Raw genomic sequence first — 17,193 nt, 5'->3', positions numbered from 1 at the left:
CACTCCTTCGAATAATTAAATTCTATGCATTCTGCCATTTGTCCTTGAAGAACATGTTATAGATTCGAACCAAAAGAATTTTAACGATCATATAAACCGGGATAATAATCAGGATGGCAATAATTCCACCCAAGTCCCCTGCACCTAATACCAAAATGATGGTCGTGAGCGGGTGAATATCGAGCTTTTTGCCGAATACGTACGGTGCAACCAGGTTGTCCTGAATCTGCTGAGCGACAAGAATAATAATCAGGGACCAGATGGCAACCGATGGTGAGACCACTAGACCCATGATCACAATAGGCACGGACGACACAATCGCTCCGATAAACGGAACAAAGTTCATAATAACCGCGATCACCGTGAGCAGTAATGCGTACGGCAGTCCAATGATGAGGAAACCGATATACATCAGTACACCCAGTGCCAGATTGACCAAAACTCTTCCCACAATAAAACCACTCAGCGCCTGATCAATCTCAATTACGACTTCACGGCTGTCATTTTGGAAACGTTTTGGAGCGATATGTGCCAATTTACGTCCAAATTTCTCGCCTTGTAACAGCATATAGAACAAAAGGATTGGTAGTGTAAACAAGATGATCGCAAAACTGGAAACAAGTGAGAAAAATCCACTTACATAGTTAGTTACAAAGTTAAATCCTTTGTTGATATACTCCGTGATCTGGGAGAAAGGTGTCGAGCCCTCAGGGAACAAGGCCTGAATGGCACCATTCTGCTCCAGCTCTCTCAGCTGTTCACTTAATGAATTGATCAGATTCGGCGCGTTATCAACCAGATTGATCAGTTGCTCACGTAACGATGGCCATAACCCAATGATGAAGAACACTCCCAGAATAGCAATAACCAGATAGATTAGCAAAATACTTAGCGTGCGATTTATTTTCTTTTTCTCCATATAATTCACAAGCGGTCGAAGCAGATAATAAAAGAACACCGACAACATCATCGGCACGGTAATGACCGTGATCATGGTGACGAGCGGCTGAAAGATGAAGCTCACACGTGATAATAAATAGATATTAACCAATATCAGCGCCAGTGCAATACTGAACCGGACAAACGTATTTACTTTGAACAAAATATTTCCCTCCACATGGACATTTCTTCTCTTGTTTAATTTGGAATCTCAATGGTAAACACGGTGGTCTCTCGCCCACGCCGGGAAAGGATCAGCCGTCCGCCCATTTTCTCCGTATTACGTCGTGCGATGGACAAACCAAGTCCGGTGCCTCCGGTCGCTGTCCGCGCCTCATCCCCTCGTACAAACGGGTCAAAGATCGTTGACCATAGTTCTTGAGGTATGCCGACTCCGTTATCTGCCACCTCTATCACCACATGGGTATGAAGCGGAATGAGTTCGACGCGCAGTTCGGTCCCGATTGGATTATAAGACAGAGCATTGGTAATCAGATTCTGGATGACTCTGGATAACAGCTCCGGATCGTACCTCGCGTAGATCACCTCATCAGGAACAAGGACATGAAGGACAAACTGTTTCTGTTCAATCTCCCCATAGGTATCTGCCATAATCTCGCGCAGGAATTCTCCAATCTCTCTTCTCTGAATATGCATGCGAAAATCGGGCGAATCCACCTTAAGCAACTCCAGCATATTCTGTATCATGCGTGCAACTTGAACAGATTTGTTATAGATGTATCCCAGATATCTTTGCTGCCTGTCCTTGTCCTCTCCACGTCCTTCCACCAGAGCCTGAGCGTACCCCTGTATGGATGTTATCGGTGTCTTCAGATCATGTGATAAATCTACAATCAGTCGCTGCTTGCTCTCTTCGGCGTAACGCTTCTCCGCAGAGGTGTTCTCAATGACATCCGCCATGTAGTTGAAGGTCTCACCTATCTGAACAAATTCCCTCTCGGCTGAGATCGACATCCGCGTACTATAATTCCCCTGTATCATCTGCGTAAGACCCGAGGAGAGGATGCTGAGTGGTTTTTTGATTCTCCGTGCGACCCAGTAGCTGTAGACAAAGATCAACAATAAAACCAAACCGATGCCAATCATAATGTAAAAGGATAATGGATGTTTCAGATTGGTAATCAACTGATTATCATTTATTCGCACGCTGACCAGATCACGCGGGATTTTGAGCAGTACATACGCTGCCGCTCCTTCTGTCGAGAGAGGAGTGATCGAATAATAGTATTCCTGGTCACTCCGATTTTCCAGTCCATCATACAGATCGGCTTCACTGTATTGGGTGAACGCATCTTGCTTGTCTCCCACATGACGAATGACATTGCGATTCGCATCCAGAATCTCAATCCAGCCACCGCTGTCCTTGAGACGTTGAATCTCTGTGTCTTTGCCTTTCGACACCGAACCTCCACCGGAGTAAAATTCGTTCTCCAGCTCTTCCACATACACGTGGGCTTCAACATTCAGATCGGGATCAACTACCTGATCCGAAATGCGAAAATCCACGACATCCAGTGAAACCATAAGGTACACAATCAATACCAGTAACAGCAAAAAGAAGTTGAACAGCAAGAAATCCAGTGTCAGGGATGTCTGCAGCAGTCGCTTTTCTCTAGCTTTCCATGGGCGCTTCAATTTTGTATCCCAGTCCCCTTATCGTTTTGAGATATTCCGGTTGTCTGGAGTCACGCTCGATCTTCTCCCGAATGTTGCTGATATGTACCATAATCGTGCTGTCCTCGTGCGCATAATAATCGCCCCAGACCGCTTCGTATATTTTTTTACGGGTGAACACTCGGCCAGGTTGATCAAGCAACAATTCCATAATTTTATACTCTGTAGAGGTTAATGTTACAGGACTTCCTGAACGAAAAAGGATACATTGGGATCGATCCAGCATCAGATCACCTAAAACCAGATTCTGTTCTTTCGCTGCGGGGATCTCCGTTGCATCAAAATGATTGACTCTTCTGAGCAACGCCTCTACTCTGGCGACAATCTCAAGCGGGTTGAATGGCTTCGCGATATAATCATCTGCCCCAAGTCCCAATCCAAGGATTTTATCGTGATCCTGACTTTTAGCAGATAGGAACAGTACAGGCATGTGATATGTGGCTCTGATCTGTTTGATCAACTGCAATCCATCCATTACAGGCATCATGATGTCCAGTATGACCAGATCGATCTGTGTTGAACGTATGCATTGTAATGCCTCGGCTCCATTCACCGCAGTCTTAATGGTATAGTCCTTCTCCAGATATAGTTGAAGCAGTTCAACAATCTCTGGTTCGTCATCTGCAATCAATACGGTGTATCTCATGTTATTCCTCTCATTTCCTATACTCTATGCCTATCTCTACATTATTACTATATACTACGTCTCTTAATTCAACCTAAATCATTTCTAAAGATAATCTAAATAAATAGAAATAGAGCCCTGGCTCAGGCCAAGGCATTAACTAAAATAGGGCTGTTTTCAGCCTACATTCAAGCTTTTCGTTCTTCATTCAGGCTTTTCAATCTTCATTCGGAGCATTTGTATTAGATCATCAGATCAGTCCTTAAGCGAACGTAGCCACGGCTCCACTTTTCCGAATAAACGTTCCTTGTCATACTGCACATATTGGTTCGCCCGATTGCGCACAGGATCACCCGCGTAGAAACGTTCATACAGATCATGCCTTGCTCCGAGTGGACTTCCGGTCAGCTCCCATGCGAGTTGAAAGAGTCGAATCTTCTCCGGGGCTTGCATCGTTACTCCACCAAGATATTTGCCAATCATGGAACCCATCATTTCATTCATTTCAAACGTACCCGAAGGAATCTGAATCAGACCACCCGCAGCAATGGTCTTCAAAATCTCCACCGCGCGGGGATAATAGCGATTGCCCAGATTACGTGCGGTTTCAATATATTTGAATTCCGGCAGCCAGTTGCCCAATGCGTCCGGCTTGGACTGTGCTTCAGCAGCAATAATCAGTCCCTCGATGGTTTGCATCTGACTGATCAGCTCTCCAAGTTGTTCCTGCACATTCAGGAAAGAGTCCACCCCGATCTCCTTGGCAATGGATGAGGTCACGGCTGTAATGAACTCCAGTTTCGAGTGTAATCGAATGACACTCTGATGATAGGCCAGACTGGCAGAAGCTGTATTGCAGCGAATCTGCCATACGGCTTCTGGGTTATTGTGCAGTAATACACGTTCCCAGGGCACAAATACATCGTCAAAAAATAATACAGCATCCATCTCATCATACTGCGCACTGAGTGGATGTGATTTATCTGTATCTTTTGTGGCAAAAGATTCACGACACATCATGTGCAAGCCCGGACTGTCCGCGGCTACGATTACCATATGGGCCAGCTCTGGCAGGTGGCCTGGAATTCGTTGAACGGGATAAGCAATGATATCATCCGTATAAGGCGCTGCTGTTGCCACCATTTTGGCCCCGCGTATCACAACGCCCTCCGTATTCCTTTTGACAATTCGCAGCATGGCATCCTCATCTTCTCCAACAGGCAAGGAACGATTAATCTGTGGGTCCCGCTGGACAATTGTCAGGAATGCATCGTTTCGTTTGGCTTGGGCAAAATAATCCGATATTTTGTCTGCAAATGCCGGGTCATGCGCTGTCATCTCATGTCGTGTTGCATACCAACCCGTCAGCCTGGATCGGGCATAATCAGACAATCGGCTCATCACCCCATACGTCCGATCGGCCCACAGCCGAAAAGCATCCGCCCTGCTCTTCACGTCAGGAACTGAACGAGGCACAAGAAAAGAGCGATGCACGTAACTTCCCGTCTGTTCGTCCCAATAGGCCACGGTTTCCCTTGTCTCCGGGTCATCCACCAGATTGAACAAACCTTCTATGGTTTGAAGTGTTCCCTGAAAGGCCTGATGCCCAGTTACCTGGATACGCTCTCCGTCCAGCCATACATTCCGCTCATCATTCAAACGTTGAATGTAAGCTTGTCCACGAGACATCGTGATACTCATGATATGTCCTCCCTCTCAGGCACCGGCCTGACATTTCTGTAACTCCATCCTTCTAACTGCTTGAGAAACTATGTAATGATACATTCTGTATCTAATGAAATAGTACTGTGCCTTAGCTAGAAAAGTCAACAGACACCGAGCGATGAGTCCGGTGTCTGTTGGGCCATGCTATTTTAGACTAATTTGGAATACATGTGACGCAGATACCGCCAGCGCACGAGTGCAAAATACAAAATCTGCATGGAAGCAAACACCAAGAAGATGCGCAGGCTGTATCCAAAGACCGAGAAATCAACTAGTTGCTGCAACGCCACAAAAGCAACCGAACTGTGGATGACCGCCACCAGAATCGGCAGGAAGAACATAAGCAATAGCTGCCTTGTTACGATCTTACGGAGTTCGGGACGACTCAGTCCCATTTTGCCAATCATGCGATACTGCGCTTCATCCCGTTCTAGATCTGCGTAAAGTCTGAAATACGTGAAACTTGCTGCAAAGGTGAAGAAAACAATGCCGATCAGACCGCTCAAAATTAGAATGATGCCATTGGTCTGCTTGGAATTAAGCCAATCCACCACAAGCGCGCTGACCTCGTAATAACCTTTTTCGGAATGATCATCTTGAATGGATTTGATCAATTCAGGAGCAAAGCTGCGTGTACCCATCCAATCTTTCACGATAAATTGTATCGTTCGCATCGAATAGAACCCTTCAGGCATGCCAACTTCTTCGTTGTACGCAGGTCTCATCTTATTAAACAGTTCGTCGGTTACGACGTAAAGATAAATTTCATATTGAAAAGGAATCACAATCTCGGTACCAGGTGTCGATAGCTGGACAGGCACGCGCTGATTATCAACCTCCAGATTGACCTTTCCTCCCGAGACTCCTTGTTCAACCTGTTCACGGTACTCCTTGCGCATCGCCAAATTACTTGGTGTCATAAATGACTCATCGATCTGTTTCAACGTACGTTCTTCATACCCGAGTGCCTTCGCAAGACGGTTATAATCACTCAGTTTGATAATCTTCCCATTATTATTTTCACCTATAGGAGCATAACTGCCCTTCACGTAGGGAACTTGATGATCAATCAACGTTTCTTCAATCTGCCGAATATGTCGCTCGGAGTTGGGAGTATCCCAGTTATTCATATAACTGAATGCGTATGGATTCGACATGGACGACAACCCCGGGTCAGCAATAGCAAGCATGGTGCCAATTCCCGTAAATGAAGAAGCTGAAATGATACTTACCATGAAAAACATGATGGCGTTATCTTTCATTCGATAGGTAAGTTCAGATAGGAAGAGCAGATTGGTTTTACGGAAAAACAACCTTGGATTTCTTTTCAGTGCCCGAATGATGTATACACTGAGCTGTGTGAACAGAAAGTACGTACCTGCAATAACAACCACGACACTTGCAAGTAATAACGGAAAGGAGAAGCTTATCCATACAAAAGTGAATACTCCTGCATAACCCCCGCCAATTAACAATACCGATAACAAGGCGAGCAGACGTGATGCTTTGGGTTCCGGTTTCGGTTTTTCCTCTGATTTCACAAGGTCAATGAGAGTTCCTTTGCGGATGAGCAAGGATGATGACATCGCGATTACAACAAACAGCAGCAGAAATGCACCTGCCGTCAGGGCAATGCTTTTTAGCGGGAAATAGAATCGAAGGCTGTTCTCAACAGCCAGCATGGAGCCACAGATCAGCAGAATCAATTTGCCGAAAATAATTCCGAGTCCGATCCCGGTAATGATGGAAGCTAATCCGATACACATGTTCTCCATAAACAGAAGCCGGTTCATCTGTTTACGTGTCATGCCAATGATCAGGAAAATACCAAATTCCTTCTTGCGTGTCTTCAGGAATGAACCAACGGAATAGAGCAGGAACAGGAATGAAAAGATGAATATAATGATCTCTGCAATCATAAACCCCTGATTCGCAAGCAACGTAACCGTCCCACTTGATCCCTTTAACCCTGCTTTCAAATCAGGATGGAACAGGAGCAATGCGTAAGTAAAAAAGATCATAACAGAAAATGTACTGCTCAGAAAATGAGCCAGATAAATTCGTTTGTTGCGAACAACGTTATTAATGGCGAACTGGCGAAAATTCATGTCCTGAACCTCCCATTAGGGATAATACATTAATAATCTTCTGGTAAAAGGCTGCGCGATTATCGCCGTAGTGAATTTCATTATACAGTTTGCCATCCTTGATAAAGACAACCCGACTGCAATAACTTGCTGCTACAGCATCATGAGTGACCAGCAGCATCGTAGCCTGATCCTCCTGATTGCGAGTTTCGAGAATCTCCATGACATCTCTTGCCGCCTTCGAATCCAGGTTGCCTGTTGGCTCATCGGCCAGAATCAGCTTCGGGGAATGGATAAGCGCTCTGGCAACGGCCGTACGTTGTGCCTGTCCTCCTGATATCTCATATGTCCGTTTGTTCAGAATACCCTCGATCCCCAGCTTGCTTGCCAGCTGTTCAACACGAGTGTTCATCTCTGCTAGCGAAACACCGTCAAGAGTCAGTGGCAGCACAATGTTTTCCTTGACTGTCAGTGTATTTAACAGATTGAATGATTGAAAAACAAATCCAAGTTCTTTGCGCCGGAACAGCGCGAGTTCGTCCTGATCCAATTCAAACGGATTCTTCCCTGCAATCCGCAGTTCGCCTGATGTTGGGTGATCAATGGTTGAGATCATGTTCAGCAGTGTTGTTTTGCCACTACCCGATGGTCCCATGATGCCAACAAACTCACCTTCCTGAATACTGAGGTCAATACCTGATAACGCTTCATAAGATACGATGCCTTTGTAGATTTTACTGATCTGTTTCACAGAACAAATCTCCATGGTTACAACTCCTTAGTGATATATGAATTCAAAATCAAGTTACTTTCATGCTGTGTGCATGCGTATTGTGCGTGGCCTTTCCTGTACTCTTATGACTATAGTCTATCGAAGTTTCGGCCATTCTCCTATGGTTTAACCTTTCATCAACATGACAATGTTGTAAGGTTGCATCATGAAAATCAAAAAGACGCCTTCGCCTCGATCAGGCAATAGACGTCTATACTTACACCTTACACTTACACTGTAATTCATACTCCACTCATACTTCTTTAATAATACACACACCTTACGTCCCCATCTTATCTTCAACCTGTCACTTCAAGAGTTGAATGTAATTCGGACAGTCGTTCCTTCGCGGTACACAGATTCAAGATCAATCCGATGATTCATCCGTGTTAACACTTCTTTGGCAATATACAGCCCCATGCCTGTGGACTCTTTGAAATGCCGCCCGTTCTCCCCGGTGAAGAAAGGTTGGAATACCCGGTTTAGATCAGACTTCGGAATCCCGATGCCCTGATCCTGCACTTCCAACATGATAGAGCGTTCCGCTTCATATGCACGCACATAGATCTTCTGCCCGTTGCCCGCGGAGTACTTGATTGCGTTCGACAGTAACTGTACCAGGACAAACCGAATCCACTTGGCATCGGATTGTACAACCAACGAAGGTTCTATATGCATCTCTGGATAGACGTGATTGCGAATAAAGAATCGCTTGAGTTCATGGATCGCTTCTCCCCCAGCGGTCTTCAGTATCACAGGTTCCACACTGAAATCTTGCTCGAAGGTATCCAACCGGGCCACATACAGCACAGTCTCCAAACCTCGCCTCATCTGGTCCGCTTCCTCCCGAATGCTTATGAACCGAGGATCGTCATCTTCCTGGCCTTCCACGGTCAACTCAATGACGGATAACGGTGTCTTCATCTGATGGACCCACTGGTTCATGAATGTCAGATATTCTTGCTGCCGTTGTTCCAGCCGATGAAGATGAGCATGGTACTGTCCGTATTGAGAATCCAGCAGCTTTTCCAGCGCCAGTGATAAAGGACTTGTTTCGTTCAATGGTACAAATTCCTTCAGCGAATCCATCGATCGTGACATCCGGGTATAAAAGGAGCGATGTGAATAATAACGATACACCAAATATCCGATGTATAAAAATAATCCCAACGCTACGGCATAAGCAGCCGTGACCCAATCGTTGTAACCGTCATACCAGAACACTGCAACAACGGTGAACAAGATGGCAACAACCCAGCACGTTAAAGCGAGATGTTCTCGTAAAAACAATCTCATGATGATGAAGAGGCCTTCCAGGTATTGTTCAATCGGTAACCCGAACCTCTGACCGTTTCAAGTGCATCCGTAATACCAAGTTCGGCTAATCGTTTACGCACCCGAGTAACGTTAACGCTGAGTGTGTTGTCATCCACAAACGAGTCATCCCACAGCTTCTCCAAGATAGTCTCTCTGCTCACCAGCTTGGGACTGCGGCGCAGCAACGTTTCCAGCAGAATCGTTTCCTTCTTTGTCAGCTGTACTTTGCGATCACCAAGCTGAATCTCCAGTCTTTCCAAGTACACGACCAAGCCGTCCAGTTCCACCTTGCGTTCTTCATCACGTGCAGCATAGTCCCCATATACCCGGCGCAGCTGACTGCGAATTTTCGCTATCACAATCTCATGCTCAAATGGCTTCGTGATATAATCATCCGCCCCGTTCTCCAGTGCCATGACCTGATCCATCTTCCCACTCCGCGCGGAGATAAACAAAATGGGGCATGTGGAAAGCGTACGAATCTGGCGGCACCAATAGAAACCATCGTAACTGGGCAAGTTGATATCCAGAAGTACCACATGTGGCTGTACCTGCTCAAACTGTTGCACAATCATCTCAAAATCCTCGACCAGAACGGCCCGGTCTCCATAACGCTCAATATGAGATTTCAATAATCCCGCAATCTTGGGATCGTCTTCTATTATCATAATGGTATACATTATTGGATCTCACCTCTGGCAAAATCATAACACAGGATTTATTATCTAGCATCGATTTGCTTACGCCAATCCACAATATCTGCATTCAATTGCTTCAGGTCTCCGGAAGCTTTCTGATCATCAGATAACTTGTATTGTTGCTTCAATGCCAGGATACGATATACACTTTCATCAATTCGGGACTCGGTGATTTTGCCTGACTTCACTGCACTTATTAGCGTATCAAAAATCGTCTTGGCACTCTCATAACTGTGAGCGACCAACAGAATGTCACTTCCTGCTTTAACAGTTGCCAAGGCAGCTTCATCCAGCTTGTAGTTCTTCGCGATTGCACCCATACTCAGGTCATCTGTGATGACTACACCGTCATAATTGAACTTTCCACGCAGATGTTCACCAATAATGACATCCGATAAGGAGGCTGGATGATCCGGGTCCAGCTTCGGGAACAAAATGTGTGCAACCATGACCGCCTCTACCTGCTCCTTCACTGCGGCCTGGAATGGAATCCATTCAAGCTTGGCCAGTTGTTTTTCCGTTTTATTCACGACAGGAAGATCAAGATGGGAATCCACAGACGTATCACCATGACCCGGAAAATGTTTCACTACCGGAATAATGCCTTCACTACGTAGTCCCTTCATCTCTGCAATCCCCATACGTGACACCAGTTCTGCCGAGCTGCCGAATGAACGATCTCCAATCACCGGGTTCTTCGGGTTACTATTCACATCCAGCACAGGAGCAAAGTCCACATTAAACCCCGCAAGCTGAACTTGTCTGGCCAGCAATTCGCCCATCGTTTCAGCAAGCGCATTATCTTTCGTCTCGCCTACTTTTCTACTGGAAGGAATGGATTCCACCGTGTCCGGCATTCGACTGACTTTGCCGCCCTCCTGATCTACGCTCATGAAGATCGGTACCGGGTTGGACTGATTTACTTCCTTGATGGATTGTACAAACTTGGCTGTTCCCTCAAGTGTCGATACATTGTTGGCATAGAAAATAATGCCCCCTACCTTTTGATCCGTAATCATCTGTTTGGTTTGATTATCCAACGTTGTCCCTTGAACACCGGCCAGTATCATCTGTCCAATCTTCTCTTCTAACGTTAATGAACTGAGTTGCTCCTGCACCGGATCGACTTCTTCTTGCGGTTCCTCTTGCACTTCTTCCTGCGGTGGAACGGTATTCTGCTCCGGCGATGAGGAAGATTGCCCTGAGTTGGAGCCAGCGTTGGAGCCAGTATTTGAGTCCGTTGCGGAGGAAGGTTTCTGTGCCTGGCCACATGCCGATAAAAGCAGAACGATTCCCAGCAGCAGACACAGCACCTGCAGTGGTATTCTTCGTTTATTGTTCGAGTTGTACCTATAGTTGTGCAAGGATATTCATCCTCCTTATGTAATGTCGTCTTGGTAATCTAAAGGTTCAGGCCTAACCTTATCACAAGGTGAATGATTTTCAAAATGAGCGCTTCTGAGGATTGAATCGTTGTGCTGACATATATGCAGCAAAAAAAATGGTTGCTATAGAACCTGAGATGTGGAACTTAATGGTGTTGTGACTAGGCGCGTGTGGGATGTATGTGGAGAATAAAAAGGATTAACGGTGCAGGAAATGATTTTCTATTGTGAATTTTTCATATGTTGAAATTATTAGTATAGGCAGATCAAAAAGCCGCCCAAAGGCGGCCTATTTGTTCGTTCTTGTTTTAATTTCGTTGTAAATTGTTGCTGTTTAACGTTGATTCACCTTGCACCAAACGTTCTTAGGCTTCTATTAATGGAGTGTTTGCAACACTTCCGTTGTAAATGGAATGATTTCGGATATGCGACCTTCACGAACTTTGGCAGGCCATTCGGAATCACTAAGCAGAACACGACCCAAGGCGATCAGGTCAAATTCATTGTTCTCCAGCTTCTCATTTAATAGATCCAAGTGGGCATCCCCTGTTCCCTGGTTCTCGGTTGCTCTGTCTACAAATTCAGCTTCAAGTCCTACCGATCCAACCGAAATGGCTGGTTTGCCAGTGATTTTCTGCGTCCAACCCGCAAGGTTCAGCTCAGATCCTTCGAATTCAGACAACCAGAACCGGCGTGTAGAGCAATGGAATATATCTACGCCAGCAGCACTGAGTGGGGCCAGGAATTGCTCCAATTGTTCTGGCGTCTCCACCAGACGTGCCTCATAATTCCCCATCTTCCATTGGGAGAACCGGAGCACAATTGGGAAATCAGGACCAACCGCCGCACGACAAGCTTCAATCACTTCAACCGCAAATTGGGTTCGACGTACCAAATCACCACCATAATTGTCGGTCCGTCGATTCGTCTGCTCCCAGAAGAATTGGTCAATCAGGTATCCATGGGCTCCGTGCAGTTCAATGCCGTCAAACCCGATTCGCTGTGCATCCGCTGCCGCTTGGGCAAATGCCTGTACAAGACCTTGAATCTCCTCTTCCGTTAATGGTTCACGTGATGGTTCACCTGCCATGCTAACCCCTGACGGACTTACAGGCTCAGCTTCTGCGTTAGGCAAGTCACCGGAACGACGTGCTGTACCCACATGCCACAATTGTGGCATGATTTTGCCACCCGCTTCATGTACTGCTTTCACAACATTAGCCCATCCTTGCAACGAATCTTCTCCATGGAATAATGGAATACTCGCTCCACTAACCGAAGATGGATGATTAATGCCTGTACCTTCTGTTATGATGAGTCCCACTCCACCTGCTGCTCTGCGACGATAGTATTCAGCAACTTCTGGTCCAGGTACGCCCTCTGGTGAGAATCCGCGAGTCATGGGTGCCATAACGATTCGATTAGACAATGTTAGCTTGTCCGAGGTGAAAGGTTTGAATAAAGCTGAAGGTACGTTCATAAGTACATTGCTCCTTTGCAATTGGAAGTATGGAACTCCGCATCCACATGAAATGCGACATGCTTTTGTATATTTTAACACGTGTAATCCAGTTGACTGGTTTAGGATTATTTCTCTATCCATTTTATAGTTTCTTAATTTTATTTACAAATTTTCGAAGTTGGGCGTTCAAAGTAATCTTATAGAAAAAAAGAAAGCTACCTTACGGCAGCCTCTGTTTGATCACACTACGGAAGCAGTCTGACATATACTCTACTACATCTTAAAGTATTTCCCCGTCACCAATAATGTGGATGTAGCATAGTATATAATCCATAATCTTCCTTCCAATTTAATTAGCATTCACGGGGATATCACTCCGGTTCACTCGAAGCAATTTCCCTGATGAAGTCGATAACACATCCGGATCAGTACCCAGACCAAAGTAGAAGTCACCCTCGTTCTCTTCGAAAGACTTGGCATAGGTGTCCTGGTTAAAACGTAAAATCTCATTCCATGTGGTCAGATCCGTGGATTGGTAGACCCGATTGATATACAGATTGGCACTTTGGCGAGTGTACGTAAGCACATACACCTTGCCATCACGCAACAGCACATCGGTTGGGAGCGCCTTGGCATCCGGGAAATTAACTCGCCTTGCCTGATTGATGTCGGTCATGACATTCAAAGATTTGGGCAGCAGCTGCCCATCATTGAACACGCCTCCCGCTATATAGAGCAACTTGTTGTTAAAGTTAACATTTTTGCCTATTTTATTATAAGGAATTGTGCCCGTTTGATAGCTTAGTCCAGGCAGCATTTTGCTACCATAGATGACAACATCCCGTTTCTCAAGCTTTTCGTTAATCTCCAGAATATTGGTTCTGTCATTCCATATTTTATTGGCAGGATACATCATGCCAGATGCATATAACTTGCCATTAAGATGGAACATGGTATAAGCCCGGAAACCAAACGTATTAATGGTCGCATATTTCTGCCAAGTTTCACCTTCATTATGAGAGATTAATATCGTTGGTTTGGAATCTGTCCCCAACGCGGCAAACATCTTGCCCTGATACGATGCCAGATCGTATACGTGTACACCCAGCGGCAGATTGCGATATTTGGTCCACACCTCTCCATCCAGACGATAGAAGTTACCCAGTTCCCACTTTTCACTATCAGAATCATTGCCAGGAATATATAACTTGTCGTTTAGTACTCTGTAGATATCAATCTGTTCCTCATCCACATACATCTTCGTTGATGGCAAGATGCCCGGGTTGCTGTTCGTCACCGACTGGGTCTTGAATTTTGCATTCGCTGTATCATAATAAATAACTGGAATAGGGCCTGAATTAGGAGCTACGCCCAGATTGCTGCTATTTCCGTGGCCCAAATATATCTTGCCGTTGTACAGTTGCATGTCCCAAACGTTATTAGCATATGGTGTTTTGGTAAAAGGTCTGCCTAGCAGTTCGATCTTCGATGTTACATCCGCTGAACTGATCGGTGCATTCGACACCTTGGCAAGCCCACGTTCCGTCGCAGGGGGTTGACTCGTTGACGTGGTATTTTTCGGCTTGGAGTTCCCCATAAGCATCCAGCTCATTCCTGCGACAATGGTCAAAATTACGGCTGTCCATTTTGTATGTCTCTGCATGTCCGCTTCCTCCTTCATTTTTTCATCATTATTACCTTCACACCAAGATGATACAAATTGTATCTTTTTATACTATGTAATTCGACCCGTACATGCAACAAATTCCGCCCTATTTATACAAAAAAAGTAGACAATCACATCTGTTGATGTGCTGTCTACTTGTTCATACTATCTGTGATTTCTATTCAGCTTTCACCAAAATCTTAACCTGATTTTTCTCTTTCAACAGTGCTTCAAATCCATGCTCTACTACTTCATCCAACGAAATTCGTTTGGTCACCAGCTTGTCAGCCGGGAAGAAACCTTTATCCATCAGACTGATCACCGCCGGGAACACATCGCGATAACCAATAATGCCATTAACTGTACGTTCTTTCATAACAATAGAGTTCGGGTGAATCGGTGCTTCCTGTTCAAAAATGCTGACGATCATCAACTCTCCACCAATACATGTCGAATCAATAGCTTGTTGCAGAACACGTGGAACACCGGTTACTTCATAGGCTACGTTAACGCCGCCTTGTGTACGTTGATGGATCTCTTCCACGACATTAAACTGCATTGGATCAATCACAATAGCACCGAGCTCTTCGGCTTTTGCTTTCCGTTCATCCGATAACTCCACCACATAAATATCTGACGCTCCTGAAGCTTTAAGCGCTTCAATGACCAGTAGTCCGATTGGGCCTGCACCAAACACGGCTGCCGTATCTCCCACTTTCAGCTTGCTTTGACGCACAGCGTGAAGTGCTACAGCTGAAGGTTCAACCAACGCCCCTTGCTCATACGAAATTGAATCTGGAATGGCATGTACCATGTTTTCTGCAGCAGTTACATACTCGGAGAATCCTCCTCCGCCTCCAGCGAGTCCAAGGAAACCCATCTGATCGCACAGATTGTATCTGCCCTGTTTACAAGCTTCGCAGTGTCCACATGCATAGATGGGTTCTACCACAACACGATCGCCTGCCTTGAAACGTGTAACACCTTCCCCTACTTCAACCACCTGTCCTGAGAATTCATGCCCCATAACTATAGGCGCTTGTTCCCCTGTTAGCGGATGCGGTGCTTGAGCGGGAATGAAGATTGGACCTGCTGTGTACTCGTGCAAATCACTGCCGCAGATACCGCACCATTCCACTTTTATTTTGACCTTCCCTTCTTCAGGGTGAGGTTCATTAATATTTTCGAGACGTAAATCTTTGACTCCATGCCAACGTAATGCTTTCATTCATTTCATCTCCCAGATCATAATTTTTGATATAATCGGAAACGTTTCCGTAAATTAAATATGTCACATTTTAGATACGCTGTCAAACATATTTCTCCACTAATATGTCTATTTCGTGATCGTATCGAGTTCACTTTAAGAATGCTTATACTATAATTCAAGTGATCTTAGCAGTATTACAAACGATGTAATCCTTGTTATTAACATATATTATGGCAAATACTATTGTAGTCCCATTGAAATTTAATCAGGCCTCGCCATAAATCTGGTCCTTTCATGGGATACTTCATTGTTCAAATGTTATAATCAAGTTATATAACTATCGTGAAGTTCATACATATTCCTAATAATTCGGAATCGTTTCCGATAAAGTGAGGTAACTGTACATTGAGGAAAGAACAGAAACTTACGATCAAGGATGTTGCAGAGCGTGCCGGCGTGGGCATCGCTACCGTATCCCGGGCCATCAACAATTCAGAAGGCATCAGCAGTAAAACACGGGATAAGGTGATGCAGGCCATTGAAGAACTGGGGTTTGTACCCAACACCTCGGCACAGAGTCTGAAAATCCGGCAAACGCACCAGATCGCTCTTGTTGTACCCGACATACGAAACGCCATCATTCCGGAAATCTCCTGGTCTGTAGAACAAACGGCGAAGCAGCATGGGTACCATGTCGTGCAGATCAATACGGCAGGCAATGCCAGAACGGAGCTTGAAACCATTCGTAATGTCAAAAAATTGCATGTGGACGGACTGATTTTCATGCCTCTGGCGTACCCCAAAACGTTACCCGGACTGATTGATAAGGCGCCGCTCCCTATCTCGATGATTAATTACGGCAAAAAACTGGAACCTGGCATGAAGGCAGATATCGTCTCTCTTTCTCAACCCGAAGGCAAATTGGTGATGGAACATCTGTTCAAAATCGGCCGGACTCGAATCGCTTATGCAGGAGCACCGAAGGACATTATTGAAGAACGCTTTCGTGCGTATGAGCAAGCCGTAGGTCACGTGGACATTTCTCTCGTCTACTTTGGTGAGGACTTTTCATTAAATACAGGTGCCAATGCTGCAGATTATTTCTACGGACTTACGCATATGCCAGATGCGGTCTATGCCATTAATGATATGGTTGCCATCGGATTGGTTAATCGGTTCAAGGAGTTAGGGGTTCGTGTACCTGAAGATGTGGCTGTTGTGGGTGTGGATAACAATCAATGGACGACCGTCACGTCTCCTCAGATTAGTTCCGTCTCCATAATGGGCGAAGAAGTCGCCAGACTTGCTACCGAGCTGTTGTTAAAACGAATTCGGGAGATGAATACGACCGATTACGAACACATCCAATTTGAACCACGCTTAATCGTTCGTGAATCAAGCGTTGCTATGATTCATTCTTCCCAGCGAGGACCACACAGTTAAATTTGGTGAGTGGATGGCTCAGCAGGATAGGATGTGTTTTACATCCGTCCCTTCATTTGTTTTCTACACAGATATACTAAAAAGGTGTTGCTCAGGTCTAACTCTTTCCTGGCAGCACCTTATTTGTCGTTGATTCTGTACAACTATAGCAGATTCATACTCCGTCCGC

At 45.3% G+C, this 17,193-nt stretch carries 13 protein-coding genes; 1 reads left to right on the top strand and 12 read right to left on the bottom strand.

Annotation, left to right across the window (positions count from 1 at the left end):
* Positions 1-22 precede the first annotated feature (22 nt).
* The 12 genes from ACE04G_RS14940 to ACE04G_RS14885 form a co-directional block, all read right to left on the bottom strand.
* The gene (locus ACE04G_RS14940) at positions 23-1,102 is read right to left on the bottom strand and encodes an AI-2E family transporter (RefSeq protein ID WP_221819581.1); all 1,080 of its coding nucleotides are present in this window, start codon (positions 1,100-1,102) and stop codon (positions 23-25) included.
* Between the two features lie 35 nt (positions 1,103-1,137).
* Positions 1,138-2,595: a sensor histidine kinase gene (locus tag ACE04G_RS14935; RefSeq protein ID WP_221819582.1), complete on the bottom strand. Its 1,458-nt coding sequence runs from the start codon at positions 2,593-2,595 to the stop codon at positions 1,138-1,140.
* Positions 2,573-3,280, bottom strand: coding sequence for a response regulator transcription factor (locus ACE04G_RS14930; protein ID WP_221819583.1), 708 nt, complete (start codon positions 3,278-3,280; stop codon positions 2,573-2,575). The genes ACE04G_RS14935 and ACE04G_RS14930 overlap by 23 nt, the downstream gene beginning before the upstream one ends.
* A 234-nt stretch (positions 3,281-3,514) precedes the next feature.
* Positions 3,515-4,960, bottom strand: coding sequence for a 4-hydroxyphenylacetate 3-hydroxylase family protein (locus ACE04G_RS14925; protein ID WP_221819584.1), 1,446 nt, complete (start codon positions 4,958-4,960; stop codon positions 3,515-3,517).
* 173 nt (positions 4,961-5,133) lie between these two features.
* A complete protein-coding gene (locus tag ACE04G_RS14920; protein ID WP_221819585.1) occupies positions 5,134-7,092 on the bottom strand; it encodes an ABC transporter permease in 1,959 nt (652 codons plus the stop codon).
* Positions 7,067-7,837, bottom strand: coding sequence for an ABC transporter ATP-binding protein (locus tag ACE04G_RS14915; RefSeq protein WP_221819586.1), 771 nt, complete (start codon positions 7,835-7,837; stop codon positions 7,067-7,069). The genes ACE04G_RS14920 and ACE04G_RS14915 overlap by 26 nt, the downstream gene beginning before the upstream one ends.
* Positions 7,838-8,155: 318 nt before the next feature.
* The gene (locus tag ACE04G_RS14910; RefSeq protein ID WP_221819587.1) at positions 8,156-9,139 is read right to left on the bottom strand and encodes a sensor histidine kinase; all 984 of its coding nucleotides are present in this window, start codon (positions 9,137-9,139) and stop codon (positions 8,156-8,158) included.
* Positions 9,136-9,840 carry a response regulator transcription factor gene (locus tag ACE04G_RS14905; RefSeq protein WP_221819588.1) on the bottom strand — a complete coding sequence of 235 codons (705 nt, stop codon included), beginning with the start codon at positions 9,838-9,840 and terminating at the stop codon, positions 9,136-9,138. Before ACE04G_RS14905 ends, ACE04G_RS14910 begins: the two co-directional genes overlap by 4 nt.
* Before the next feature lie 41 nt (positions 9,841-9,881).
* Complete coding sequence (gene nagZ / locus ACE04G_RS14900; protein WP_260632641.1) at positions 9,882-11,222, bottom strand: beta-N-acetylhexosaminidase; 1,341 nt, start codon at positions 11,220-11,222, stop codon at positions 9,882-9,884.
* Between the two features lie 397 nt (positions 11,223-11,619).
* The gene (locus ACE04G_RS14895; protein ID WP_221819589.1) at positions 11,620-12,723 is read right to left on the bottom strand and encodes an NADH:flavin oxidoreductase; all 1,104 of its coding nucleotides are present in this window, start codon (positions 12,721-12,723) and stop codon (positions 11,620-11,622) included.
* A gap of 331 nt (positions 12,724-13,054) precedes the next feature.
* Positions 13,055-14,368, bottom strand: coding sequence for a hypothetical protein (locus tag ACE04G_RS14890; RefSeq protein ID WP_221819590.1), 1,314 nt, complete (start codon positions 14,366-14,368; stop codon positions 13,055-13,057).
* 181 nt (positions 14,369-14,549) lie between these two features.
* Positions 14,550-15,599 carry a 2,3-butanediol dehydrogenase gene (locus tag ACE04G_RS14885; protein WP_221819591.1) on the bottom strand — a complete coding sequence of 350 codons (1,050 nt, stop codon included), beginning with the start codon at positions 15,597-15,599 and terminating at the stop codon, positions 14,550-14,552.
* 387 nt (positions 15,600-15,986) lie between these two features.
* Between ACE04G_RS14885 and ACE04G_RS14880 the strand changes: the two genes are divergently transcribed.
* A complete protein-coding gene (locus ACE04G_RS14880; protein WP_017688801.1) occupies positions 15,987-17,024 on the top strand; it encodes a LacI family DNA-binding transcriptional regulator in 1,038 nt (345 codons plus the stop codon).
* The last annotated feature ends 169 nt before the right edge of the window (positions 17,025-17,193 follow it).

Source organism: Paenibacillus sp. AGC31 (assembly GCF_057334655.1).
The sequence above is the reverse complement of the archived record's forward strand: the minus strand, read 5'-3'. Positions and strand labels throughout refer to the sequence as shown.